The sequence below is a fragment of the Dokdonella sp. genome (genome assembly GCF_044227025.1).
Lineage (GTDB): Bacteria > Pseudomonadota > Gammaproteobacteria > Xanthomonadales > Rhodanobacteraceae > Dokdonella_A.
The window spans coordinates 186472-210154 of the sequence record NZ_JBGAFX010000004.1 but is presented as its reverse complement, the minus strand read 5'-3'; the positions used below and the strand labels follow the sequence as shown (position 1 = coordinate 210154).

Here is a 23683-nt window from a genome sequence, read left to right as displayed (position 1 = left end):
CGCCATGCCCCTGTGCAGTGCGATCTACGAAGGTTCGGTCCGGCATCGGCGGCGCATGCCGCACGCGCATCAATTCCATTACCGCATGGCGCAGCTTTACCTCGACCTCGACGAGCTCGATCGCGTGTTCAGCGGGCGCTGGTTGTGGTCGAACGGTCACCGCAACGTCGCCGAATTCCGCCGACGAGACTATCTCGGGCCCGACAATCTACCCCTGGCCGAGGCCGTGCGCGGGCGCATACGCGCCGCCGGCGCCGTGCCTGCCGACGGGCCAATCCGCGTGCTGACCCATCTGCGCTACTTCGGCCACGTGTTCAATCCGGTCACGTTCTATTACTGCTTCGAAGCGGACGGCACGACGCTCCGCCACGTCGTCGCGGAAATCACCAACACGCCCTGGAAGGAACGCCATGCCTACGTGCTGCCCGTGGCGGAAGCAGGACGCCGTGGACGTACATGGCGCTGGGAATTCGGCAAGGCGTTCCACGTGTCGCCGTTCATGGCGATGGAGCGCGACTACCGCTGGACGTTCACCGCTCCCGGCGAAGATCTGCACGTGCAGATGGACGTGCTGCGCGGCGACGATCGCGAATTCGACGCGACCCTCGCGCTGCAGCGCCGACCGCTCGATACCGCCGCGCTCGCGCGCGTGCTGTGGCGCTATCCGTTGATGACCGTGCAGGTCGTCGGCGCCATCCACTGGCAGGCGCTGCAGCTGTGGCTGAAGCGAACGCCCATCCACGACCACCCCCATCCGGTGCGGGAAGCCCCATGAACGAGATCGCCGACGAGTTCCGTCATTCCGATGCGCCCGCCTGGGGCCGCATCGATCGCGCATTGCGCGCACGCCTGCTTGCGCAGATGGACGCGCTTGGGGGCCGGCCATTGCGTCTGCGCGATGCGCTCGGCAAGAGCGAGCTCGGGCGCGGAACCGATCCCTTGACGATCGACGTGCATGATCCGGCGTTCTACCGAGCCATCGCGATGAACGGCAGCGTGGGCGCTGCCGAAGCCTACATCGACGGCGCCTGGGACTGCGATGATCTGGTCGGCCTCGTGCGCCTGCTCGTGCGCAATCGCGATCTCCTCGACGGAATGGAGTCCGGACTGGCAGGAGCGGGTTCACTTGCACTTCGCGCCTGGCATGCGTTGCGTCGCAATACGCGCAGCGGCGCCCGCCGCAACATCGCCGCCCATTACGACCTCGGCAATGATTTCTTCCGCCTTTTCCTGTCGGACGACCTGATGTATTCCTCGGCGCTCTATGCAAGCGACGTGGATACGCTCGAGCAGGCGTCGACGCGCAAGCTTGAACGCATCTGCCGCAAGCTGCAGTTGCAGCCGGGCGACCGCGTGGTCGAGATCGGTACCGGCTGGGGCGGCTTCGCGCTGCATGCCGCCGCAGAATACGGTTGCCACGTCACCACCACGACGATTTCGCGTGAACAGCATGCGCTGGCCAGCGAACGGGTCGCGGCGGCCGGGCTGCAGGACCGCGTCACGCTGTTGCTGCAGGACTACCGCGATCTGCATGGACAGTTCGACAAGCTGGTGTCGATCGAGATGGTCGAAGCGATTGGCGCGCCGAATCTCGACGGCTATTTCGCCAAGCTGGGTGCGCTGCTCGCGCCCACCGGCCTCGCCCTGATCCAGGCGATCACGATCGAGGACCACCGCTACGCCCAGGCGCTGCGTTCGGTCGATTTCATCAAGCGTCATGTGTTCCCCGGTTCGTTCATCCCCTCGGTCGCGGCGCTGGTCGCGTCGAAGGCGCGCAGCTGCGATCTCGGACTGGTGCACATGGAGGACTTCGGGTCGTCGTATGCGCGCACCTTGCAGGCGTGGCGCGAGCGCTTCCTCGCGCGCCAGTCCGAGGTGCGCGCGCAGGGGTTCGATCGCCGCTTCATGCGCCTGTGGGAGTTCTACCTCGCCTATTGCGAAGGCGGCTTCCGCGAACGTTCGATCGGCGTCGCGCAGATGCTGCTGGCCAAGCCCGGCAGACGCAACGCGGAATTCATCACCGGTCTCGATCGCGTGGAGGCGTGACATGGGCTTCTGGGCGAACCTTCTGGGCTACCAGGCCGTCTGGTTTGCGGCGGTGATCGGTGCGGCGCGCGACGCACCATGGGTCGGCGTCGGCGTGGCGGCGCTGTTCGTCGCGCTGCAATTGTCCGCCTCGACTGAGCGACGCAGCGACCTGCTTCTCGTGCTGTGTGCATTGCTCGTCGGCATCGTGCTGGATGGAACGCTGGCGGGCTTCGGCGTGCTGCACTACGCATCGCACGACGCGTTGCTGCCGGCACCGGCGTGGATCCTCGCCGTGTGGGCTGCGTTCGCAATGACCATCAACCACTCGTTCGCCTTCCTGCGCGGGCGGGCGGACTGGGCTGTCGTGCTCGGCGCCATCGGCGGTCCGCTGGCCTACCTCGGCGCGGCTCGCGGCTTCGGTGCGGTGGTGTTCGCGGCGCCGGCGTGGCACGCCGTCGCGATGCTCGCGTTCGGCTGGGCGATTGCGCTGCCATTGCTGGCATTGCTGGCACAGCGCTGGCATCGGCGCTCGCGTCCGGTCGGCCTGCAAGGAGCAGCGCGATGAGTGCGCCGGTGACCCTGGTCTCGATCTGGATCCTCGCGGCCGCCGCACAAACGGCTGGCTGGTCCTGGCAGCGACGCCATCGCAACGCGGGCATCGTCGACGCGATCTGGGCGCTCGGGGTCGGCAGCGCGGCCATCGTCGCAGCGCTGTTCGGCGATGGCGCCGTCCTGCCGCGCTGCGTGCTCGCCGTGCTCGGTGGCGCATGGGGGATCCGGCTTGCGGCTCATCTGTGGCACCGCGTGCGCGGGGAACCCGAGGATGGGCGCTACGCCCATTTGCGCGCGCGCTGGGGCGAGGACCAGCGCGCATGGTTCGCGTTCTTCCAGTTCCAGGCCCTGCTCGTCGCCTTGTTCGCGCTTCCATTCGTTGCGACGGCGGCCAATCCGGTCGCGACGGTCACGCCGTCGCTGATCCTCGCGATCGTGCTCTGGATCGGATGCGTGGCCGGCGAGGCGCTCGCGGATGCACAGCTCGCGCGCTTCCGCGCAGACCCGGCCAACAAGGGACGTACCTGTCGCGAGGGACTCTGGCGCTATTCGCGCCACCCGAACTACTTCTTCGAATGGCTGCACTGGTTTGCCTACGTGTTGCTCGCGCTCGGTTCGCCGCTGGCCTGGCTGGCGTGGGCAGGACCGGTCGTGATGTTCGTCTTCCTGCGCTGGCTGAGCGGCATCCCGTTCACCGAGGCGCAGGCGTTGCGTACCCGCGGCGACGACTACCGTGCCTACCAGCGCACGACGCCGATGCTGTTTCCATGGTTTCCGAAAAAACCATCGACCGAGGACTTGCCATGACGACGCTTGTGAACACGCTCGAACTCGACACCGACCATGCCGCACCCGGCCTGCTCGGTCTCGCCGAACGCGGCTGGCTGCCCGACAGCCTCCTGCGTGCCGGGATCCGCCGGCAATGCGCGCAGCGCCTGCGCGAGGAGGCCCTGGGCGGTCCCGAAGCCCAGTCGATGCGCTTCGCACTGCGCATCGCCTCGCTGCGCGAAAGCCCGCTGGCGATCCACACCGATGCGGCGAACCGCCAGCACTATGAATTGCCGCCGGCTTTCTTCGCCCATTGCCTCGGGCCGCGACTGAAGTACTCGTCGTGCTACTACCCGAACGGCAACGAGACGCTGGCCGAGGCGGAGGACGCGATGCTCGCTTTGTACGGCGAGCGTGCGCAGCTCGCCGATGGCCAGGACATCCTCGAACTCGGTTGCGGCTGGGGCTCGCTGACGCTGTGGATGGCCGCCCGGTACCCGAACGCGCGCATCACGGCCATTTCCAATTCGCGGCCACAGCGCGAGTTCATCGAAGCGCGCTGCAGCGAGCTCGGCCTGCACAACGTGCAGGTGCTGACGCGCGACGTCAACCATCTCGACCTGCCGGTGGCACGTTTCGACCGCTGCGTATCGATCGAGATGTTCGAACACCTGCGCAACTACCAGGCGCTGTTCGAGCGCATACGCTCGTGGCTGCGCGCCGACGGCAAGCTGTTCGCGCACATCTTCTGCCATCGCACGCTGCTGTATCCGTTCGAGACGGAGGGCGACGGAAACTGGCTGGGTCGGCATTTCTTCACCGGCGGACTGATGCCCTCGGCCGATACCTTTGCCTGCTTCCAGCGCGACCTCGTACTCGAGCGTCGCTGGCTCGTCGACGGCCGCCACTACCAGCGCACGGCGAACCATTGGCTGCAAGGGCAGGACCGCAAGCGGGAGGTCCTGATGCCGATCCTGCGCCACGCCTACGGCGAAGCGGCGCCCCTGTGGTTCCAGCGCTGGCGCATGTTCTGGATGGCCTGCGCCGAATTGTTCGGCTACGCCGACGGCAGTGAATGGATGGTCGCCCACTACCTGTTCGAGCGTCGCGCATGAACGCCCGGCGTCGGATCGGATTCATCGCGTGTGCCGGACTCATGTTCGCCATGGCCGGATGCGCGCACGACCGGCCTGCGATCCGACCGGTCGAGCAGGTCGACCTGGCACGCTTCATGGGCGACTGGTACGTGATCGCACATATCCCGTCGCGTCCCGAACGCAATGCCTTCAACGCGATCGAGTCCTACGCATTGCAGGCGGACGGCACGATCCGCACGACCTTCCGCTACCGCAACGGATCGTTCGATGCTCCCCTGAAAACGATGCGCCCGCGCGGCTTCGTGCAGGCGGGAACCGGCAATGCGGTGTGGGGCATGCAGTTCATCTGGCCGATCCGGGCCGAGTACATCATTGCCGACCTCGATGCCGGGTACTCGCGGACCATCATTGCGCGCAATGCACGCGACTACGCCTGGATCATGGCGCGCACGCCGACGATCCCCGAGGCCGACTACGATGCGGCCGTGGCGCGCCTCGAGGCGCTCGGCTATGCCGTCGGGGACCTGCGCCGCGTGCCGCAGCGCTGGCCCGAGCCTGCGGGTGCCCGTCCCGCCGTGGACTAGGCAGCGACGCCGCGATTGCGGCGCCAGCCATGTGCCGACGTTCCGGGTCGGCGTCGGCTGACATGACTGCGCGCCGCAGTCGGACGCCCGCAGCGGCGATCCGTCCGCGGCCAGGAGGGCCGGGAATGTTATCCTGCGCGCCGCACAGCAGGACGAGACAGAGGAACTTTCATGGCACGCGGCATCAACAAGGTCATCCTGGTCGGCAACCTCGGCGCCGATCCCGAGACGCGCTACACCACCAGCGGCAGCGCGATCACCTCGATCCGCATCGCAACCTCGGAAAGCTGGAAGGACAAGCAGACCGGCGAGCAGCAGGAACGCACCGAATGGCACCGCGTGAAGTTCTTCGGTCGCCTTGCGGAGATCGCCGGCGAGTACCTCAAGAAGGGCAGCCAGGTCTACGTCGAAGGCAAGCTGCGCACCGACGAATACGAGAAGGACGGCATCAAGCGCTACTCGACCGACATCATTGCCGACGAGATGCAGATGCTCGGCAGCCGCGGCGGCGAAGGTGGCGGTGGCGGTGGTGGCGGCGGGTACAGCCGCGATCGCGGCGGTGAGCGTTCCGCTCCGTCGCGTGGCGCGCCCTCCGCTCCGCGTTCGTCCGCGCCACCACCGGCGGACAGCGGCGGCTTCGAGGACGACGACATCCCGTTTTGATTCCCCGCCCTCCGTCCACGTTGCATCTACGGCAAAACCCGCCCTCTCGGCGGGTTTTTCGTTGATGAAGCGTCCAGCGTCGGAGCCCGCCAGGCGCGGCTCTTTGGTCGAGGCTGCCGGTCCGCGTCGCGCACCTGCGCATCAGATTTTTCGCAGCAGTGCGCACAGGTTCCGCCGCAGCGCGACGCGCCGGGGCACCTGACGCGCGACGCCGCTCAGAGCCGCAGGGAGTGGATGACCTGATGCGGGTCCTGCGGATCGGTGTGTCGCGTGAAGCCGAGGAATTCGGCGAGCTCCTGCATCTCCGTATTGTCCGCGGCATCGATGGAAGCCATCTCGTGCACGCCACGCTCGCGCGCGACCTCGATGAGATGGCGCATCAGCAGCGTCCCCAACCCCTTGTGCTGCCATTCATCGGCGACCGTCACCGCACACTCGCACGATTTTCCGTCGGCGCCGAGGCTGAACCGGCTGACGCCGATCAGGTGCTTGGCGCCTTCGCGCGCGAGAAGGGCGGCGAACGCCGCCTCGCGTCGAAAGTCGATGTCGGTGAGTTGGCGGATCAGCGTGTCGCTCGGCGAACCGATCGAGCCGAGAAAGCGCAGGCGCTTCGATCGTGCAGAGAGGAGTTCGATGAATTCGCGCTCCAGCTCGGCATCCTCCTTGTGGATCGGCCGGATCAGCACGCGGGTACCGTCGAGCAGGACGTCGTGCCAATGCGCCTCGCCTGGACGCCCTGCTTGCGCGGCGGGTTTCGCAACGGACTCCTCTGCAGATGCATTGGATGGTGGGGTCGGGCGGGTGGGCATAGTCATGGCGTACTCCGGGGGATGGCGCGATGATATTCGCGAGTGCGATCACATGCTGTTGATCTGGATCAAACCCGCAAACGATCGTCGTTCGAGTTTGACCACGATCAAGGGCCTGGCGGATCGCGGCAGATAGTCTGGAACAGGCTGATCCGAAGTGCCCGGCCATCTGTGCGATGCCCGGCAGATGGTCGCCATGCTCGATCCGGCAGTCGCCGCCAGCGCACTGCCGGTGTCCTGACAGACAGGAGGAACGACAACATGCGAGACGTCATGGTTTATGCCAGGCGATACGATTCATGGAGCGGCGGCATCGAATACGCGGCGGACCTCACCGCGCGCATCGACGGTGCATTGACCGGCGTGTTCGTTCATCCGTCACCGCTGTACATGATGCCGCCATACGCGTCCGGCGACGCCATCCAGGCGATCTTCGAGACGGCGCGCGACGCGGAGCAGTCGGCGCACGCGGCGGCGGGTTCCTTTACTGCCTGGGCAAAGCGGATGGGCGTGCGTTCGGCAAGTTGGCAGGTGGCCGAGGGACGAGCGCCGGAGACGCTCGGGCACATCGGCAACTGGCACGATCTGCTCGTCCTGGAACGCGATCGCGAATCTCCGTGGGCTTCCCCTGCGGATCTTGGCGCATTGGTGCTCGGTTCGCGCATGCCGTGCATCGTGGCGCCAGCGTCGACGCGAAACGCCTCGCTCGGCTGCATCGCGATTGCATGGAACGGTTCAGCCGAGGCCGTGCGCGCCGTCCACGCCGCACTGCCATTGCTGTCCCACGCATCCAGCGTGATCCTGTTGGACGGGGCGCGCCGCGCTCCCGAGATCGAAGCGGGCTGGTTGCCCCCATTCGACATCCACGACTATCTCGCGCGTCACGGGGTGGGCTCGAATGCCAAGGGCATCACCGCTTCGGATGAAAACGCGGGAAAGGCTCTCCTCTCGGCATGCGCTGAAGTCGGTGCCGACCTGCTGGTCATGGGTGCATACGGACGCAACCGCTTCAGCGAATGGGCATTCGGGGGTGCTACCCGAACCGTGTTGCAGGAGGCAACCTTGCCGGTCTTCATGAGAAATTGAAAGCGCGCATGGCGACCCCATTGAGCGCCTGGGAACCGTACGCGACACGTCCAATCGTGAGATCACCGGTGAACAAGCTTGGAAGGTTATTCCTGCTCGCGATCGGTTTGGCGGCAACGCCCTGGCTGCTGACGCATCCGGCCGATGCAGCGGGAGCGGGGGTGCCTGCCTTCGAGTGGCAGCCGCAGGCAGCGCCGCGTGGGCCCATGGTCATCGTCGTCAGCCTCGCGGAACAGAGCGTCCACGTCTATCGGAACGGGATCGCAATCGGCTCCAGTCCGATCAGCTCGGGGCGGAGCGGGCATGCCACGCCGACGGGTGTATTCACGATCCTGCAGAAGGAGCGGGAACACCGTTCCAATCTGTATGACGACGCACCGATGCCGTATATGGAGCGACTGACCTGGGATGGTGTCGCGCTGCACGCAGGGACCCTGCCCGGCTACGCGGCATCGCATGGTTGCGTGCGGTTGCCCCATGGATTCGCACAACGCCTGTTCGAGGTCACCGCGCGCGGCGATACCGTGGTGGTCGCGGATGCCGGGGCAAGTGCTCCGGAGATCGTTCACCCCGCGGTACTCGCACCGGTGACACCGTTGGGCGAGGCGGCGATGGCCGCGCAGGGGAGCGCCCAACCCTCCTGGTGGGACGATGCAGCGGGGGCCGACGGCCCGGTCAGTATCCTGGCGAGCCTCGCGGACCGTCGTGTGTACGTGTTGCGCAACGGCGTCCGGATCGGCAGCGCCGACCTGGTGATTGCCGAGGGATTCCATCGCGATGGTGCGGTCGTGTTCGTCGCCGGGCAGGCAACACCCGCGAAGGAGGCCATCGCGCCGGCTGCGCGGACCTGGGCGGTGTATCCGATACGCGGCAGCCTCGGTGACTTGTCGATGGATGCATTGGCGTTCAGCTTGCGGGCTCCGCAAGAGTTTGTGGCGCACATCGAAGCGATTCTTGTGCCGGGAACCAGCATCCTGGTCACGGACCAGCCCGCCTTGCGCAGCGGAGATGCATCAGCGGAACCCGTGTTGCAATCGTCCACTGCGCCGGATGATAGGCTTGGGCATGGGAATTGAGCCGAACGATCCACGGCGAAAACGCACGGAATTCATGGTGCGCTCCGCGCTGGCCATCGGAAGCATGCTGGCCGCGCTGCTTTCCGGTGCAGGCATCGCCAGCGCCGAACCGATGCCAGCTCCGGCGCCCACGGCACTCGCAGGCGCACTCGAGCGTGCGGCACCGGCCGCCGATCCGCGCGTGCTCGAATTGGCCACGCGCGCATTGGCATGCCGGAAGCATTCAACTGATCGAGACGATCGGATCCTCGGCATCATCGACTATTCGCGCCCTTCGACCTTGCCGAGGCTGTGGATCTTCGATGTCGTGCAGCAGAAGCTCCTTTACGAGGAGCGCGTGGCGCACGGCCGCAACAGCGGCGGGAACCTGGCGGAGCACTTTTCGAACGAGGTCGGCAGCCTCGAGTCGAGCCTCGGTGGCTTCGAGAGCGCCGGCACGTACGTCGGGCACAACGGATACTCATTGCGCTTGCGCGGCCTGGAACCGGGTTTCAATGACCTTGCGATGGAACGCGCGATCGTCGTTCACGGCGCACCCTACGTCAGCGAGGAACTCGTGCAGCGGCAGGGGCGCCTCGGCCGGAGCTTCGGTTGCCCGGCGGTGCGTCCCGCGATCGCGCGCCCGCTGATCGATACGCTGAGCGAGGGATCGTTCCTGTTCGCGTACTACCCGGATGCCGACTGGCTCGCACGTTCACGATTGCTTGGCGACTGCGCAGGCCCGGCGCGCGGGATCGCACAGGCCGTCGAGCCGGTTGATCCAGCGCAATCGAAGCGCTCGCCCGTCGCGCATTGACGGACGCGTCGCGTGCATCGGCGCCGGCCTGTCGTCGCGATCAGCGCAGGTCCAACACGATCCGCCCGTCGATCCTGCCGGCCTTCAGGTCCGAGAACACGGTATTGATGTCCTCGAGCCGGGCGGCGTGCACGCGCGTGCGCACCTTGCCTTCCGCTGCGAACGCGAGTGCTTCGGCAAGGTCGCGACGGGTGCCGACGATCGAGCCGCGCAGCGTGATGCGCTTGAGCACGACATCGAACACCGGCGTGGGGAAATGGCCGGGGGGCAGGCCGACGAGGCTGATCGTGCCGCGCCGGCGCACGACCGCCAGGGCCTGTTCGAACGCCGGCAGCGACACCGCCGTGACGAGCACGCCGTGCGCGCCGCCATCGGTCGCCTGCAGCGTCCGCGCGACCGCGTCCGATGCGGCCGCGTCGAGCGCGACGTCCGCACCGCATGCGCGCGCGAGTGCGAGTTTGTCCGCCGAGACGTCGAGCGCGACCACGTGCAGGCCCATTGCCTTCGCGTACTGGATCGCGACGTGGCCGAGGCCTCCGACGCCGTAGATCGCGATCCATTCGCCCGGGCGCGCTTCGGTCTCGCGGATGCCCTTGTACGTCGTGACGCCCGCGCACAGGATCGGGGCGATCGCGAGCTCGTCGACATCCGCAGGCAGCGGCGCCGCGTACGCGGCATTCGCAACGACGTATTCGGCGAATGTGCCATTCACGCTGTAGCCGGTGTTGTGCTGCGACTCGCACAGCGTTTCCCAGCCGGAGGTGCAGTGCTCGCAGTGGCCACACGCATCGTGCAGCCACGGCACGCCGGCGAGGTCGCCCTCGCGCAGGCCCTTCACGCCGGCGCCGAGTGCGGCGACCACGCCGACCCCTTCGTGACCCGGAATGAAGGGCAGCACCGGCTGTACCGGCCAGTCGCCGTCGGCGGCGTGCAGATCGGTGTGGCAGACGCCGCTGGTCCGCACCTTGAGCAGGACTTCGCCTGGACCAGGTTGCGGCACCGGCATGTCTTCGATGACGAGAGGGCGGCCGAATGCGCGTACGACAGCTGCTTTCATGCGCGGACTCCGATACGGCGACGAGAGTGCAATGGTAGTGCGCGTGCGCGGACGCGGTCTTGACGGCGATCAAGTCGCGCCCGAATTTGCGCACGTCAATGACGCGCGCAATCGATGGCGTGGCGTGCACAAGGAGGCCGCGACGACGGGGCTGTTGCTGGGCGCGAGATGCACAAGGTGCCCACGCGCAGCACGGCGCCCGCGCCCGCCAGACCGACGCTCCACTGAAAATGCGCCGGCGCCATTGCGGCATCTCCTTGCGGCAAGAACGGATCGCTACAGCTTGCTGCCGCCGAACTTGTACGTGAATTGCAGGTTCACGGTGCGACCCATCGCGTCGAACCAGGACACGTCATAGTACGGGTACGCCGTATAAGTCGGGTCGCGCGGCGGCATCTTGTTGAACAGGTTGGTCACGGCGAGCGAAACGCGCGCGTGGTCGTCGAAGCGGTACTGCGCCGACGCATTGAAGCGGTAGGTCGCCGGGATTGTCGGGCCCGGATCGCCGTCCTCCCACACCTGGTCGTACGACCAGCCGTTCGGCAGGCGGCCCAGGCGCTCGCCGTGCAGCGTGGCGGACCAGGTGTCGTTCTCCCAGGTCACGCTCGCGCTGGTCTTGATGCGCGGAATGTCGAAGCCGCTGTTAACGGCGAATTCGTTCTCGACCGGATCGCCCGGGTACTGCTGGAAATCGTGCCGCTTCACCCAGGTGTGGTTGGCGGCGAGCGTGAACTGGCCGATCCTCGTGTCGAAGCGGTAGCGTGCCGAGAGGTCGATGCCGCTGGTGGTTTCACGCGCGACGTTGATCGGGTTGACGTAGATGCCGTACAGCGAACCGTTGGCGCTGCGCGTGATGCGCGACAACGCGTCGACGCAGGTCGGCGAATGGATGTCGAGGGTGCCGAGGCGGCAGGACGCTTCGTCGCGCAGGATCGCGTCGACGCTCATGTCCTGCACCTGGTTGCGCATGTTGATGTCGAACCAGTCCAGCGAGACGTCCATGCCCGAGATCGGCGACCAGACGAAACCGGCGGTCCAGGACTTGCTGGTTTCCGGATCGAGGTTGCGGTTGCCCTGGCGCGTGCGGATCAGTCCTTCGGAATATTCCTCGCAGTCCTCGGCCTGGTCGAGCAGGCAGTTGTAGTAGTCGGTGCCGGATGTCTCGTCGTTGCCGATGCCCGAATAGACGTAGTGCAGGTCGGGCGCGCGGAACGCGGTGCCGTACGAGCCGCGCACGAGCAGGCTGGCGAGCGGACGCCATTCGAGGCCCGTGCTCCAGGTCGCCTTGCCGATCGTGTGTCCGGAATAGCGGTACTGGTCGTAGCGTCCGGCCACGCTGAGGTTGAGCGACTCCAGCACCGGCATGCGCAGTTCGCTCGCGGTCGCCCAGCGGTTGCGGCTGCCGTGGCCGTCGGAATCCTTCCAGCTGTAGTAGTAGTACTCGGTCGCGAGCGGATCGGGATTGAGGTCGTAGGCCTGGCGCCCGACTTCGACCGTGCCGGAAAATCCCGCGCTGCCGCCGGGCAGTGCGAACAGGTCGATCGTGCTGGCCGTGAACGCCGCGGTGCTCGTCTCCGATTTCGGATGGTAGACCGTGCGCGCCGCGATGGAATCGTATTCGGCGCGCGTCAGCGGCGTGTACAGGCGGGACGGATCGACGTCGAAGATCGGCAATCCGTCGTCGTTCTCGCCGAGCTGCTCGCCCAGGAACAGCGCATTCGCACGCGCGGCGACGATCTGTGGCCAACTGATGTCGGCCTTGTACAGCGAATGGCTGAGCGAGGCCTCGTAGTCCCAGTCGTTGCCGAACGTGCCCTTGAATCCGGTGGTCAGCCCGAACGTCTTCTGCGTCGTTTCGATCATGTTGCGGTTGAGGCCGCCGATTTCCTCCGGCGAGAACTGGCGCTGCCAGTATTCGACCTGGTCGGTGGCCTGGTTGAAGAAGTAGCCTTCCTCGTTGCCGTCCGGCGCCATGTAGCTCCACGACGTCACGTCGCGGAAGATGTCGACCGTATGGCGCCCCGCCTGCACGTCGGCGAACCATTCGTTGCCGTTGCCGAGGTTGTACGCCATCGACGCGTAGCCGTTGATGCCGCGTCGCTTGCTCAGGATCGTGCCGTAGCCGATCGACTTGTCGCTGCCGCAGTAGTAGCCCGGGCCGTAGTCGTCGAGTTCTGGATCATACGGTCCCCAGCCGGGGCGCGAGGCGCGGTAGGTGCTGCCGTGGTTCTGTCCGGCGAGCGCGTCGCAGGTCGCCTGGCCGGGATCGATGTAGGTGTCATCCCAGTCGGTGCGCAGGTAAGCGCGCCGCGCGGAGCGGGAGCTCGCGGTCGGCGCGTCGAGGGTGGAGTCCTGGATGTCGCGGTCATACGCCCACAGCGGATTCTGCGAGGTCAGCTCGATGCTGTAGACCCCACTGAAGTTGCCGCGCTCGAAGCCGCTGACGATGCTCGCGTCGAAGGACGAGCCGCCACCTTCGGTGGTGGTGCCGGCGCGCACGTCGAGGATGGTGCCGTCGATCTTCTTTTTGAGGATGAAGTTGACGACGCCGGAGATCGCGTCGGAACCGTAGATCGCCGACGCGCTGCCGGTCAGCACTTCGATCCGTTCGATCATGCCGATCGGAATGCTCGAGATGTCGGTGAAGTTGCTGCGACCCTTGAACGGCATCGGAAAGTCCGCGATGCGACGGCCGTTGACGAGCACGAGCGTGTGGTTGGGGCCGAGCCCGCGCAGGTCGACCTGCTGCGCGCCCGGCGAGAAGTCGGCGCCGCTCGCCGATTGCTGGCTCTGCGTCTCGCCACCGTTCTGGGTCATCGCCCGCAGCACGTCGGGAATGGTGGTGAAGCCGTTGGCCTGGATCTCGGCGGCGGTGATCACCGAGATCGGTGCCGGTCCTTCCACCTGCGAGCGCGGGATGCGCGAGCCGGTGACCTGCAAGGTCTCCATTTGCGTAACGGGCTTTTCCTCGGCGGCCGGCGGCGCGGCAGGAACGTCCTTCGGGCGTCCCGCAGCGGGTGAGGCCGGGCGCCCGTTGGGCGCCTTGTCGCGCGTGATCAGCATGGCGCCGGAAGATGCATCGCGCGTGGCGGAGAAACCGCTGCCGCGCAGCAGCGTTTCGAGCGCCTGGTCGGTCGAGGTCGCGCCGTGCACGCCGCCGGTGCGAGCGCCTTTCAGCTCGTCCGCGCGATAGACCAGTTGCGTGCCGGACTCGCGCGCCAGCGTGTTGAGCGCAGTGGCGAGATCGCCGGCCGGCACATCGATGGCGCCGGCGGACACCTGGGCCTGGGCCGACAGGGCGGCCGAACAGGCCACGACCAACAGCAGGACACGCATGGGTTGACGCATCGACGACACTCCCCCGGTGCTCGGGACGGCACCTGTTCGATTCATCACGACGAACGAACGGGTCGGGTTCCCCCATGCACCGACCCGGGCGCGTCAGCGGGTATGCAACACGATCCGGTCGGGAAGGCGCTCGGCGCGCACAGGGAAGCCGAGTTCGAGCAGCTTCACGAAGCTGTCGAGGTTGCCCCAGCGGAAATTTCCGCCGACCCGAAGATCCGCGACCCCGGCGTCCGCGAGCTCCAGCTTGCGCGAGTTGAAGCGGTTGAATTCGGCAGCGGCACTGGCGAGCGAAGTGTCGTCGAACGTCAGGAAACCGCTGCGCCATTGCAGATAGCGTTCCGCGTCCGCGATCGGCAGCGACTGCACGAGCACGCCGTTGCGGCCGGCGGTCGCCACGCTGCCGGCAGGCAGCAGGGAAACGGGAGCGGGGTGGCCATCGCCATCCACGGGACTGTCGAGCCGCACCTTGCCTTCGGTCACCACGACGCGCACTTCCTGCGCATCGCGACGCACCGAGAACCGCGTGCCCACGGCGACCACGCGGCGACCCTCGGCGGCGACCACGAACGGCCGGCCGGCGTCATGTGCCACCTCGAAATAGGCTTCGCCCTGTTCGAGGGTGATGGTGCGTTCGGCGCGTGTAATGCGTGCGTGCAGCCGGCTGTCGCTGCTGAGCGTGGCGGTCGAGCCGTCCGCGAGTACCACGTTTTCCAGTTGCCCGAGCCCGCTCGCATAGCTCTGTTCGTGACGGCCGCTCCATTGCCAGCCGAGCCAGGCCGCCGAGCCGATCGCAGCGAAGGCCAGCGTCGCCGCGAGTGCATGGTGCCAGCGACCCCGACGTCCGCGACCGGGCGCGACATCCGCTGCCGCCATGTCCTCGTTCGTGTGCGTCGATTGCTGGCCGGCAACGCCGGACGACCACGCCGGACGCGGCGGCACCGTGCCGTCCGGCAACCCGGCCGCGAGCGCCTGCAACCGACCGGCTTCGCGCCATGCCGCCTGCAGCCGCAGGAACGCGACGCGATGATGCGTGTCCGCGGACAGCCAGTCCTGCAACGACTGTTCGTCCTGCGTGCCCCAGTCGCCACGGTCGCGCTGCACGAGCCATTCGGCAGCGGCTTGTTCAATCCGCCTGCTGTCGTGCATTTCCGTCGTCCTCGTCGGTGGCGGTCCATTCGCTGGACTCGCCGGGATGCAAGGGCTCGCCGCCGTACAGATGGTCGGCGATCAGGCGCATGCCCTTGGCCAGTTGCTTCTCCACGGTCTTCCCGCTGATGCCCATGCGTTGCGCAACGTCCTTTTGTGGCAATTCCTCGACACGCCGCAGCCACACCACTTCGCGGCAGCGGTCGGGCAGGCGATCGAGCGCGTCGGCCAGGCGCTTCAACGCCTGGCGCGCGCCCGTCCATCGCTCGGGCGACATCTCGTCCACTACATGGACGTTCGAGAGCTCGAAATCACCCACGGGTTCGATCGACACGACGCGCGCGCGACGTGCCCGGTCGGTCATCAGGTGGCGTGCGGTCGTGAACAGGAACGCCTGCGGCGACGCCGGGCGGTTGCGCGCGGCCGCCTCGTAGACGCGCGCATAGACCTCCTGGCGCAGGTCGTGCAGGTCGTCGCGATGCGGCCAGCAGCGTTGCAGGTACTGCGCCAGCGCGCGTTCGTGGACGAGGATCTCGCGCACGAACCAGTCGTCGAAGTCGGTCGGCATGACGCCACTCTAACCCGGCCCCGTAAGGTCCGCATGGGGGAAGCGCGGCTCCGGTTCGTCTGGAACAATCCAAGGCCGTTCGTGTTGAACGCAAGCGCGTGTTGCGACTTCGCGGAACTTCGTTCCGTCACGCTCGTCACGCTCGTCACGAACGGTTCGAATTCGAGATCGTGGTTTCGGCTGGGGCATCGAGGAGTGGCGGCATGACGGTTGGGTACCGATGGATGATGGCTGTGATGTTGGCTTGCACGTCCAGTGCGCCCGTTCTCGCGGCGGACTACGGACACTATGTGCTCGGCGATACCGCGGCGAAGACGCCCGGTCGCGTTCAGCCCGGCCTGCTCCTGATGGGCGGCGGCGATCGCAATTTCGATGCGCTGCACTGGTTCATGCAGCGCGCCGGCAACGGCCACGTCGTCGTTTTGCGCGCGTCGCAGGCGGGCGAGATCGGCGAGGAGTTCTTCAAGGACGTCGGCGGCATCGCGTCGGTGGAAACCTTCGTGTTCAAGGATCGCGAGGCCGCGACCGACGCGGCGATGCTGCGCAGCCTGAAGCGCGCGGATGGCATCTTCATCGGCGGGGGCGACCAGTCGCGCTACGTGCGCTACTGGCGTGGTACGCCGGTGGCTGCAGCGCTCGACGCCCACGTGCGCGCCGGCAAGCCGCTCGGCGGCACCAGCGCCGGCCTCGCGATGCTCGGCGAGTATCTCTATGGCTCGATGGATGGCGGCAGCCAGATCAGCCCGCGCGCGCTTGCCGATCCCCTCGGTCCGGAGAACACCATCGAAACCGGTTTCCTGCACCTGGAGAAACTGAAGGGCGTCGTCACCGACACGCATTTCAGCGAGCGCAACCGGCTCGGCCGCCTGATCGCATTCGTCGCGAAGGCCGAGTCGATCGCCGGCCGCCCCCTGTTCGGCCTTGGCGTCGACGAAGACGCCGCCGTTGCGGTCGACGGTGACGGCAATGCGCGCGTCTACGCGACAGCCGCGGGTGCAGGTGCGACGCTCGTGAAAGGCGGCTTCGCCGCGCAGGTCGAGGACCAGGCGATGCAGCAGGCGCGCGTGGAAACGATCGGCATCGGCGTGGATTCGCTGCTGCACCTGCCCGACGGTCGCGTGGAAAAACCGATGTTCGAGCACCGCTATGCCGTGCGCGATGGCGTCCTCGTCGCGATGGATGCTCCGCTGCTGGTGATCCACGGTGGCGCGGGTGTCGAGCGGGCGGAGATGACGCCGGCTGACGAGGCCAGCGCGCGCAAGGCGCTCGAAGCCGCGCTGCGCGCGGGTCATGCGCTACTGGCTGCGGGCAAGCCGGCGCTCGACGCCGTCACGGCCGCGATCACCGTGCTCGAGGACGATCCGCAGTTCAACGCCGGGCGTGGCGCGGTGTTCAACCACGACGGCAGGAATGAACTCGATTCTTCGCTCATGGACGGCGCGACGGGCAAGGCCGGCGCGGTCGCCGGCGTGCATCGCGTGAAGAACCCGATCCTGCTCGCGCGCGCCGTGATGGAGAAGTCGCGGCACGTGATGATGGTCGGCGATGGCGCCGAGTCGTTCGCGAAGGAGCAGGGCGTCACCCTGGTCGACCCGTCCTACTTCCGCACCGAGAAGCGTTGGCAGCAATTGCAGAAGGCGCTCAAGGAAGAGACCGCCGGCGTCGCGAGGCTGGATGTCGGCCGGAAGTATTTCGGCACCGTCGGTGCGCTTGCGCTCGATGCGCGGGGGCGCCTCGCCGCGGGCACATCGACCGGTGGCATGACCGACAAGCGCTACGGCCGCGTCGGGGATTCGCCGATCATTGGCGCCGGCACCTGGGCCGATGACCGCTGCGCGGTGTCGGGCACCGGCTGGGGCGAGTTCTACATCCGCGACGCGGCCGCGCACGAGGTCTGCGCGCGCGTGCGCCTGTCAGGCCAGTCGATCGCGCGCGCCGCGCGCGAGGTCATAAATGTCGACATTCCGAAGGCCGGTGGCGACGGTGGCGCGATCGCGCTTGCGCGCGATGGCACGTTCGCGCTGCCGTTCAACACCGAAGGCATGTATCGCGGATGGATCGGCACCGACGGCGTGCCCCACGTCGCCATCTACGCGGACGAAAAATTGCAGGGTGACGCGCATTAAGCGGACGCCGGTTTGCGCGCGAACCGCTTCGCCGCTCGCGCACTCGGCTCGTGCTGCGTCAGTCGCCGACGTCCACCGCGCGTGACGCATGCGCATGCACGTTGCGCCACTTGCCGTGGTCGCGGATCCAGGTGTCGGAGAACTTGACGTTGCTGTCGAACGGTTTTCCGTGGTCGACACCCTTCTGGTGCAGGGTCGCGACGACGATCGCAGTGTCGCCGTGCACGCGCACGACCCAGCCGCTGCTCTGGTTGACCTCCCAGTGCACCTCGGGTGATGCCAGTTCGGCGAGGACCATCGCCTTGGTGCGTTCGTCGCCGCTGGAGACGACCAGCACGTAGTCGTCGGTGAGGATGTCGCGCAGAGTGGCGATGTCACGCTCGACGAATGCGCGCTGCATGCGCTGGTCGGCGGCGATCAGGTCGGCGCGGTCGTTCGATGCGACGGGCGCGGGAGCGCCGGCGGTGCCGGCGACTGCCGCGGTCAGGTCGAGGAGGATGGGCATTTTTCGATTCCGGGCTGGGGCCGGGCTGATCGCCGGCGTGGCGTGATCATCGGCGCTTCGGGCGCGGCATACTCGCCGTTTCCGGCTGCCAATGACGCCCTGCGGCGTGGGCTTCGCTCCCGGCCGGTGGTGCGTTTTCCGAGACCCGCGGTCGGCGGCCGCCGCATGCGGTCGCCGCCCGGATTCGCGTTCGACGGCGCCTGCCATTACGATACGCAGGGGCCGGGCAAACCGGCCTTTTTCCTTGCGGAACCCGGATCGGATGAAGACCCTCCTCGTCACCGGCGGCGCCGGTTTCATCGGCGGCAATTTCGTGCTCGGCGCGCTCGGGCAGGGTGGCGTGCGCATCGTCAATCTCGACGCGCTGACCTATGCCGGCAATCGCGACACGCTCGCCGCGGTCGAAGGTCGCGCCGACTACACGTTCGTGCATGGCGACATTGGCGACCGCGCCTGCGTGGAGCGCGTGCTCGCCGAACACCGTCCCGACGCGATCGTGAACTTCGCGGCCGAATCGCACGTCGACCGCTCGATCGACGGCCCCGCAGCGTTCGTGCAGACGAACGTGGTCGGCACGCTCGCGCTGCTCGAGTGCGCGCTCGGCTACTGGCGCGGGTCGCCGCTCGAACGCCAGGACGGTTTCCGCTTCCTGCACGTGTCGACCGACGAGGTGTACGGTTCGCTCGGGCCGGTCGGGCGCTTCCGCGAGGACTCGCCGTACCAGCCGAACTCGCCCTACTCGGCCTCGAAGGCCGCGTCCGACCACCTCGTGCGCGCGTTCCATCACACGTATGGCCTGCCGGTGCTGACCACGAACTGCTCGAACAACTACGGGCCGTTCCAGTTCCCCGAGAAACTCATCCCGCTGATGATCCAGAAGGCGCTCGCGGGCGAGGCGCTGCCGGTGTACGGCGACGGCCGCAACGTGCGCGACTGGCTCTATGTCGGCGACCATTGCGCGGCGATCCGGCGCGTGCTCGAGATCGGCCGCGTCGGCGAGGTGTACAACATCGGCGGCGACGCCGAGTGCGAGAACATCCAGGTAGTAAAGACGATCTGCGCGCTGCTCGACGAGCGCCGGCCGCTCGCCGACGGACGCAAGCGCGAATCGCTGATCAGTTACGTCAAGGACCGCCCCGGCCACGACCGCCGCTACGCGATCGACGCATCGAAGATCAAGCGCGACCTCGGTTGGCACCCGACCGAATCGTTCCAGAGCGGCATCGCGCGCACGGTCGACTGGTATCTTGCGAACCAGCCCTGGGTGCAGCGCGTGCTCGACGGCAGCTATCGCATGGAGCGCCTGGGTGGGACATGAAAGGAAAGAATTGCGGGAGCGGTGGAAGCCGCGATGCTTTGCTCCTCATTGAGCGCGCATAGAGCATCGCGGCTTCCGCCGCTCCCACAGACCTCATGCGACAAGGCATCACCATGACCACGAAAGGCATCATCCTCGCCGGCGGTTCCGGCACGCGGCTGTACCCGGTGACCCAGGCGGTCAGCAAGCAGCTGCTGCCGGTGTACGACAAGCCGATGATCTACTACCCGCTGTCGACGCTCATGCTCGCCGGCATCCGCGAGATGCTGGTCATCAACACGCCGCACGAGCAGGCGTTGTTCCAGCGCCTGCTTGGCGACGGATCGCAATGGGGTTTGTCGATCTCGTATGCGGTACAGCCGACGCCGGATGGCCTTGCGCAGGCATTCCTCATCGGGCGCGAGTTCGTGGCGGGCAGGCCGTGCTGTCTGGTGCTCGGCGACAACATCTTCTATGGCCACGGCTTCACCGAAACGCTTGCACGCGCGGCCGCGCGCGCGGATGGCGCGACCGTGTTCGGCTACTGGGTGCGCGATCCGGAACGCTACGGCGTCGCCGAGTTCGACAAGGCAGGGCGCGTGATCGGCCTCGAGGAAAAGCCGACGCAGCCGCGTTCCAACTGGGCGGTGACCGGCCTGTATTTCTACGACGCGAACGTGTGCGACTACGCCGCTGCCCTGAAACCCTCGCCGCGCGGTGAGCTCGAGATCACCGACCTCAACCGCCGCTATCTCGACGAAGGTGCGCTGATGCTGGAGAAGCTCGGCCGCGGTTATGCCTGGCTGGATACCGGCACGCACGAGTCGCTGGTCGAGGCGTCCAATTACGTCGAGACGATCGAACGTCGCCAGGGCCTCAAGGTGTGCTGCCCGGAGGAGATCGCCTACCAGCAGGGTTGGATCGACGCCGAACAGGTGCTGCGCCTCGCCGCGCCGCTGGCGAAGAACGGCTACGGCCAATACCTGCAGCAACTCGTCAAGCAGGCACGTACGTGAAGATCATCGAAACCGACCTGCCGGGCTGCGTCGTGATCGAACCCGCCGTGCATGGCGATGCGCGCGGCTTCTTCTACGAAAGTTTCAACGCGCAACGTTTTGCCGAGGCCGGGCTCGACCTCGCGTTCGTGCAGACCAATGTCTCGCGCTCGGCGCGCGGCGTGCTGCGTGGCCTGCACTACCAGTGGCCGAAGCCGCAGGGCAAGCTGGTCAGCGTGCTCGAAGGCGAGGTCTACGACGTCGCGGTCGACATCCGCGTCGGCTCGCCGACGTTCGGTCGCTGGGCCGCGGCAGTCCTCTCCGCCGGGAACAAGCGCCATTTCTGGGTTCCGGAAGGCTTCGCGCACGGCTTCGCCGTGCTGTCCGAACACGCAACCTTCGTCTACCAGTGCACAGCGCTGTACGACCGCGCCTGCGATGCCGGCATCCGCTGGAACGACGCTGCGCTCGCGATCGACTGGCCGGTCGCGGCGCCGTCGCTGTCGGACAAGGACATCAACGCACCATTCCTCGCCGATGTGCCGCGCGAGAAGCTGCCGGTGCGTGTCGATGCCGTGTAGGAGTGCAACCTGGGCGCGAGCGGCATCCATGCGGACGCGCGACCTGATCGGTTGCGCGCGGGATGGGCTCCAGGAGTTGGAGCGATGAGCACGGGAGAGTCCATGCGCATCCTTCTGCTCGGCGCGAACGGACAGGTCGGCCACGAACTGTCGCGCGCTCTCGCGCCGCTCGGTGAGCTGGTGATCGCGACCCGCAAGGGCGAACTTGCCGATGGATCGCGGTGCCTTGCGGTTGATCTTGCCGACGCCGCCTCGCTCGTGCACGCGCTAGACACGGTGCGGGCGAACCTGATCGTCAACGCGGCTGCCTACACCGCCGTCGACCGCGCCGAGGACGAACCCGAGCTCGCCGCCCGCATCAACCATCGCGCACCCGGCGAGATCGGCATGTGGGCGGCGGCGCATGGCGCGCGCGTCGTGCACTATTCAACCGACTACGTCTTCGACGGCAACGCCATGCGAGCGTACCGCGAGGACGACGCGACCGCGCCGATCGGCGTTTACGGACGCAGCAAGCTCGCCGGCGAGCAGGCGCTTGCCGCGAGCGGCGCGGCGCACCTGATTTTCCGCACGGCGTGGGTGTATGCCGCGCACGGGCACAACTTCCTGCGTACGATGCTGCGCCTCGCGGCCGAGCGCGACGAGCTGCGCGTGGTCGCGGACCAGGTCGGTGCGCCGACGCCGGCACGCTGGATCGCCGACACCACCGCTTCGGTGCTTGCGCAGGCCAGCGCGCCTCGTGCGAAGCCTGCCCCCGCGAACGCCGGCGTGTTCAACCTCGTCGCCAATGGGCAGTGCAGCTGGTACGACTTCGCCAGCGCGATCGTCGAAGGCGCGCAGCGGCGCGGCCTGATCGCGCGTGCGCCGCGGGTGGTCCCGATCGCGACCGCGGATTTCCCGACCCGGGCGCGCCGTCCGGCGTGGTCAGTGCTGGACGGCTCGCGGCTCGAAAACACATTCGGGCTACAATTGGCGGATTGGCACGCGGGTCTGGACCAGGTCCTCGACGAACTCGCGGCCGCAACCGGCCCGGCGTGATGCGCCAAGGCCGGGCTTGAAGCGCCGGCCACCTGCCGGCGCAGGAGTTCGAACATGCTCGTCCCCGTAGTTCTTTCCGGCGGTGCCGGCACCCGCCTCTGGCCGGTCTCGCGCAGCGCGTATCCGAAGCCGTTCATGCGCATGGGCGACGGCGAGTCGCTGCTCAAGAAGACACTCGACCGCGCGTTGCGCTGCGCCGATGGCGGCCATGTGCTGACCGTGACCGGTCGCGACTACTACTTCCTGACGCGTGACGAGTACGCACAGCACGACGGTGCGGATCTCGACAAGCTGCCATTCCTGCTCGAGCCCGCCGGCCGCAACACCGCGCCCGCAGTCGTGCTCGCCGCCCTGCATGCGCGCGATCGCGTCGGTGCCGACGCGACCTTGCTGATCCTGCCGGCCGATCACCTGATCCGCGATCTCGACGCGTTCATCGCCGACGCGCGCCGTGCCGAGGCGCTCGCGCAGGACGGCTGGCTGGTCACGTTCGGCATCCGACCGACGCATCCGGAAACCGGCTTCGGCTACATCCGCATGGGCGACGCGATCGCCTCGCGCGAGGGCCGTGCCGTCGCCGCGTTCGTCGAGAAGCCGAACGCGCAGACCGCCGAGAGCTACGTCGCCTCGGGCGACTACGTGTGGAACTCCGGCATGTTCTGCTTCCGCGCCGACGCGTTGCTCGCCGTCGCCGCGCAGGTTTGCCCGGACGTGCTGAAGGCGGCGCAGGCATGCCATGCGCACGCGCTCAACCATGAAAGCCCGATCGAATTCGAGCGTGACACCTTCCTCGCCCAGCCGGACATCTCGATCGACTACGCGATCATGGAGCGCGCGCCGAAGGTCGCGGTGGTGCCAGCCTCGTTCGACTGGAGCGACATCGGCTCGTGGAAGGCGATGAGCGACCTCGAAGCCGAGGCCGACGGCGATGGCAACCGCGTGCGCGGCCAGGCGATCGTGATCGAGAGCAGCAACTGCTACATCCAGTCCGACGCGCGCATGGTCGCCGCGGTTGGCGTCAGCGATCTGGTCATCGTCGATACCGGTGATGCGGTACTGGTCTCGCACCGCGAACGCGCGCAGCAGGTCAAGTTGGTGGTCGAGCGTTTGCGTGCGACCAACCACGCCGCCGCGAGCGTGCACCAGACCGTGCACCGCCCGTGGGGCAGCTACACCGTGCTCGAGGATGCGGACGACTGCAAGGTCAAGCGCCTCACGGTGAAGCCCGGCCATGTGCTGTCGCTGCAGTTGCACCATCGCCGCAGCGAGCACTGGACCGTGGTCGAAGGCACGGCCAAGGTGCGCGTCGGCGAGGAGGAATTCCTGCTCGAGCGCAACCAGTCGACCTATATCCCGATGAACACCGTGCACCGACTCGAGAACCCGACCGGCACGGACATCCACCTGATCGAGGTGCAATGCGGCGACTACTTCGGCGAGGACGACATCGTGCGCCTCGAAGACCGCTACGGACGCGTGCAGGCGAAGTAGCGCGTAATTCCTCGCGCGACACCAGTGACACCCGCGTTGCGGGGTACCGTGGCCACAGGATGCGGTCAGCGG

At 67.3% G+C, this 23683-nt stretch carries 22 protein-coding genes and 1 pseudogene; 17 read left to right on the top strand and 6 right to left on the bottom strand.

Annotation, left to right across the window (positions count from 1 at the left end):
* The first annotated feature begins 4 nt into the window (after positions 1–4).
* The 7 genes from ACILRJ_RS11330 (at position 5) to ssb (ending at position 5692) form a co-directional block, all read left to right on the top strand.
* On the top strand, positions 5–775 hold the full coding sequence (locus ACILRJ_RS11330; protein ID WP_395683295.1) for a DUF1365 domain-containing protein: 771 nt from the start codon (positions 5–7) through the stop codon (positions 773–775).
* Positions 772–2046, top strand: a complete 1275-nt coding sequence (locus tag ACILRJ_RS11325; RefSeq protein WP_395683294.1) for a class I SAM-dependent methyltransferase — start codon at positions 772–774, stop codon at positions 2044–2046. The genes ACILRJ_RS11330 and ACILRJ_RS11325 overlap by 4 nt, the downstream gene beginning before the upstream one ends.
* Before the next feature lies 1 nt (position 2047).
* The gene (locus ACILRJ_RS11320) at positions 2048–2593 is read left to right on the top strand and encodes a DUF2878 domain-containing protein (RefSeq protein WP_395683293.1); all 546 of its coding nucleotides are present in this window, start codon (positions 2048–2050) and stop codon (positions 2591–2593) included.
* Positions 2590–3387: a DUF1295 domain-containing protein gene (locus ACILRJ_RS11315; RefSeq protein WP_395683292.1), complete on the top strand. Its 798-nt coding sequence runs from the start codon at positions 2590–2592 to the stop codon at positions 3385–3387. Before ACILRJ_RS11320 ends, ACILRJ_RS11315 begins: the two co-directional genes overlap by 4 nt.
* Entirely contained in the window at positions 3384–4463 is a 1080-nt protein-coding gene (locus tag ACILRJ_RS11310) for a class I SAM-dependent methyltransferase (protein ID WP_395683291.1), read from the top strand. Before ACILRJ_RS11315 ends, ACILRJ_RS11310 begins: the two co-directional genes overlap by 4 nt.
* Before the next feature lie 41 nt (positions 4464–4504).
* Complete coding sequence (locus tag ACILRJ_RS11305) at positions 4505–5029, top strand: lipocalin family protein (protein ID WP_395683519.1); 525 nt, start codon at positions 4505–4507, stop codon at positions 5027–5029.
* Between the two features lie 171 nt (positions 5030–5200).
* Entirely contained in the window at positions 5201–5692 is a 492-nt protein-coding gene (gene ssb, locus ACILRJ_RS11300; protein ID WP_395683290.1) for a single-stranded DNA-binding protein, read from the top strand.
* 215 nt (positions 5693–5907) lie between these two features.
* Here the strand turns inward: ssb and ACILRJ_RS11295 are convergent, their stop codons facing one another.
* Positions 5908–6507 (bottom strand): GNAT family N-acetyltransferase, encoded by a 600-nt coding sequence (locus ACILRJ_RS11295; protein WP_395683289.1) that lies wholly within the window; start codon positions 6505–6507, stop codon positions 5908–5910.
* Positions 6508–6543: 36 nt separating this feature from the next.
* On the opposite strand from ACILRJ_RS11295, the gene ACILRJ_RS11290 reads away from it, so the two are divergent.
* The 3 genes from ACILRJ_RS11290 to ACILRJ_RS11280 all read left to right on the top strand — a co-directional run bounded on the left by ACILRJ_RS11290 (position 6544) and on the right by ACILRJ_RS11280 (position 9459).
* Positions 6544–7587: a universal stress protein gene (locus ACILRJ_RS11290; protein WP_395683288.1), complete on the top strand. Its 1044-nt coding sequence runs from the start codon at positions 6544–6546 to the stop codon at positions 7585–7587.
* Between the two features lie 68 nt (positions 7588–7655).
* Positions 7656–8663, top strand: coding sequence for a L,D-transpeptidase (locus ACILRJ_RS11285; protein ID WP_395683287.1), 1008 nt, complete (start codon positions 7656–7658; stop codon positions 8661–8663).
* A gap of 34 nt (positions 8664–8697) precedes the next feature.
* Positions 8698–9459, top strand: a complete 762-nt coding sequence (locus ACILRJ_RS11280; RefSeq protein ID WP_395683286.1) for a murein L,D-transpeptidase catalytic domain family protein — start codon at positions 8698–8700, stop codon at positions 9457–9459.
* A gap of 40 nt (positions 9460–9499) precedes the next feature.
* Here ACILRJ_RS11280 and adhP read toward each other — a convergent pair whose 3' ends face one another.
* The 4 genes from adhP to ACILRJ_RS11260 all read right to left on the bottom strand — a co-directional run bounded on the left by adhP (position 9500) and on the right by ACILRJ_RS11260 (position 15578).
* Positions 9500–10516: an alcohol dehydrogenase AdhP gene (gene adhP / locus ACILRJ_RS11275; protein ID WP_395683285.1), complete on the bottom strand. Its 1017-nt coding sequence runs from the start codon at positions 10514–10516 to the stop codon at positions 9500–9502.
* 276 nt (positions 10517–10792) lie between these two features.
* The gene (locus tag ACILRJ_RS11270; RefSeq protein WP_395683284.1) at positions 10793–13864 is read right to left on the bottom strand and encodes a TonB-dependent receptor domain-containing protein; all 3072 of its coding nucleotides are present in this window, start codon (positions 13862–13864) and stop codon (positions 10793–10795) included.
* A gap of 93 nt (positions 13865–13957) precedes the next feature.
* Positions 13958–15010: a FecR family protein gene (locus tag ACILRJ_RS11265; RefSeq protein ID WP_395683283.1), complete on the bottom strand. Its 1053-nt coding sequence runs from the start codon at positions 15008–15010 to the stop codon at positions 13958–13960.
* A complete protein-coding gene (locus ACILRJ_RS11260; RefSeq protein ID WP_395683282.1) occupies positions 14988–15578 on the bottom strand; it encodes an RNA polymerase sigma factor in 591 nt (196 codons plus the stop codon). The genes ACILRJ_RS11265 and ACILRJ_RS11260 overlap by 23 nt, the downstream gene beginning before the upstream one ends.
* Positions 15579–15781: 203 nt before the next feature.
* Here ACILRJ_RS11260 and ACILRJ_RS11255 point away from each other — a divergent pair.
* A pseudogene (locus ACILRJ_RS11255) lies at positions 15782–16528 on the top strand (cyanophycinase); the annotation flags it as partial.
* 180 nt (positions 16529–16708) lie between these two features.
* Positions 16709–17704 (top strand): isoaspartyl peptidase/L-asparaginase family protein, encoded by a 996-nt coding sequence (locus tag ACILRJ_RS11250; protein ID WP_395683518.1) that lies wholly within the window; start codon positions 16709–16711, stop codon positions 17702–17704.
* Positions 17705–17762: 58 nt separating this feature from the next.
* Here the strand turns inward: ACILRJ_RS11250 and ACILRJ_RS11245 are convergent, their stop codons facing one another.
* Positions 17763–18209: a nuclear transport factor 2 family protein gene (locus ACILRJ_RS11245; RefSeq protein WP_395683281.1), complete on the bottom strand. Its 447-nt coding sequence runs from the start codon at positions 18207–18209 to the stop codon at positions 17763–17765.
* A 262-nt stretch (positions 18210–18471) separates the two neighbouring features.
* Between ACILRJ_RS11245 and rfbB the strand changes: the two genes are divergently transcribed.
* From rfbB to ACILRJ_RS11220, 5 genes are all read left to right on the top strand, one after another.
* Positions 18472–19527 (top strand): dTDP-glucose 4,6-dehydratase, encoded by a 1056-nt coding sequence (gene rfbB, locus ACILRJ_RS11240; protein ID WP_395683280.1) that lies wholly within the window; start codon positions 18472–18474, stop codon positions 19525–19527.
* Between the two features lie 113 nt (positions 19528–19640).
* Positions 19641–20522, top strand: a complete 882-nt coding sequence (gene rfbA / locus ACILRJ_RS11235) for a glucose-1-phosphate thymidylyltransferase RfbA (protein WP_395683279.1) — start codon at positions 19641–19643, stop codon at positions 20520–20522.
* Positions 20519–21082 carry a dTDP-4-dehydrorhamnose 3,5-epimerase gene (gene rfbC, locus ACILRJ_RS11230; RefSeq protein WP_395683278.1) on the top strand — a complete coding sequence of 188 codons (564 nt, stop codon included), beginning with the start codon at positions 20519–20521 and terminating at the stop codon, positions 21080–21082. Before rfbA ends, rfbC begins: the two co-directional genes overlap by 4 nt.
* Before the next feature lie 102 nt (positions 21083–21184).
* A complete protein-coding gene (rfbD, locus tag ACILRJ_RS11225; RefSeq protein ID WP_395683277.1) occupies positions 21185–22120 on the top strand; it encodes a dTDP-4-dehydrorhamnose reductase in 936 nt (311 codons plus the stop codon).
* Between the two features lie 54 nt (positions 22121–22174).
* Positions 22175–23611, top strand: a complete 1437-nt coding sequence (locus tag ACILRJ_RS11220) for a mannose-1-phosphate guanylyltransferase/mannose-6-phosphate isomerase (protein ID WP_395683276.1) — start codon at positions 22175–22177, stop codon at positions 23609–23611.
* Positions 23612–23683: the final 72 nt, after the last annotated feature.

Bases quoted from the DNA above. Each gene is read 5' to 3' on its own strand.
- ACILRJ_RS11325 (WP_395683294.1), top strand. From the start codon at position 772: ATGAACGAGATCGCCGACGAGTTCCGTCATTCCGATGCGCCCGCCTGG.
- rfbA (WP_395683279.1), top strand. From the start codon at position 19,641: ATGACCACGAAAGGCATCATCCTCGCCGGCGGTTCCGGCACGCGGCTG.
- rfbD (WP_395683277.1), top strand. From the start codon at position 21,185: ATGCGCATCCTTCTGCTCGGCGCGAACGGACAGGTCGGCCACGAACTG.
- ACILRJ_RS11280 (WP_395683286.1), top strand. From the start codon at position 8,698: ATGGTGCGCTCCGCGCTGGCCATCGGAAGCATGCTGGCCGCGCTGCTT.
- ACILRJ_RS11250 (WP_395683518.1), top strand. From the start codon at position 16,709: ATGTTCGAGCACCGCTATGCCGTGCGCGATGGCGTCCTCGTCGCGATG.
- ACILRJ_RS11315 (WP_395683292.1), top strand. From the start codon at position 2,590: ATGAGTGCGCCGGTGACCCTGGTCTCGATCTGGATCCTCGCGGCCGCC.
- ACILRJ_RS11305 (WP_395683519.1), top strand. From the start codon at position 4,505: ATGTTCGCCATGGCCGGATGCGCGCACGACCGGCCTGCGATCCGACCG.
- ACILRJ_RS11260 (WP_395683282.1), bottom strand. From the start codon at position 15,578: ATGCCGACCGACTTCGACGACTGGTTCGTGCGCGAGATCCTCGTCCAC.
- ACILRJ_RS11245 (WP_395683281.1), bottom strand. From the start codon at position 18,209: ATGCCCATCCTCCTCGACCTGACCGCGGCAGTCGCCGGCACCGCCGGC.
- ACILRJ_RS11310 (WP_395683291.1), top strand. From the start codon at position 3,384: ATGACGACGCTTGTGAACACGCTCGAACTCGACACCGACCATGCCGCA.
- ACILRJ_RS11265 (WP_395683283.1), bottom strand. From the start codon at position 15,010: ATGCACGACAGCAGGCGGATTGAACAAGCCGCTGCCGAATGGCTCGTG.
- ACILRJ_RS11330 (WP_395683295.1), top strand. From the start codon at position 5: ATGCCCCTGTGCAGTGCGATCTACGAAGGTTCGGTCCGGCATCGGCGG.
- ACILRJ_RS11320 (WP_395683293.1), top strand. From the start codon at position 2,048: ATGGGCTTCTGGGCGAACCTTCTGGGCTACCAGGCCGTCTGGTTTGCG.
- ACILRJ_RS11295 (WP_395683289.1), bottom strand. From the start codon at position 6,507: ATGACTATGCCCACCCGCCCGACCCCACCATCCAATGCATCTGCAGAG.
- ssb (WP_395683290.1), top strand. From the start codon at position 5,201: ATGGCACGCGGCATCAACAAGGTCATCCTGGTCGGCAACCTCGGCGCC.
- ACILRJ_RS11220 (WP_395683276.1), top strand. From the start codon at position 22,175: ATGCTCGTCCCCGTAGTTCTTTCCGGCGGTGCCGGCACCCGCCTCTGG.
- adhP (WP_395683285.1), bottom strand. From the start codon at position 10,516: ATGAAAGCAGCTGTCGTACGCGCATTCGGCCGCCCTCTCGTCATCGAA.
- rfbB (WP_395683280.1), top strand. From the start codon at position 18,472: ATGAAGACCCTCCTCGTCACCGGCGGCGCCGGTTTCATCGGCGGCAAT.
- ACILRJ_RS11270 (WP_395683284.1), bottom strand. From the start codon at position 13,864: ATGCGTCAACCCATGCGTGTCCTGCTGTTGGTCGTGGCCTGTTCGGCC.